At 55.1% G+C, this 236-nt stretch carries 1 protein-coding gene; it reads left to right on the plus strand.

The genetic code is table 11. The features are described from left to right. Positions 1-236 (plus strand): hypothetical protein (locus tag E1297_RS49410; RefSeq protein WP_209015510.1); only part of this gene is annotated, 236 nt, incomplete at both ends.

Here is a 236-nt window from a genome sequence, read left to right on the forward strand (position 1 = left end):
CCTACGCGGTTTGGGCCTATCATCGCTTCACGATAAGCTTTGCCGATGTTGAGGACCTGCTTGTCGAATCTGAACTGATGCGGTGGATGCCCCCACCCAGCGGCATCGAGTATACCTATGCAGGTTTTGGGCGCTTGCCCCACGCATTGAAAGCTGATTCCATATTTAGTAAGAGGGGAGCGATGGCGGGAACGACGAGCGTTACCGCAACACCACAGATGCGGCTGGAGTTGAAG

This window comes from Roseibium sp. RKSG952 (assembly GCF_009711355.1).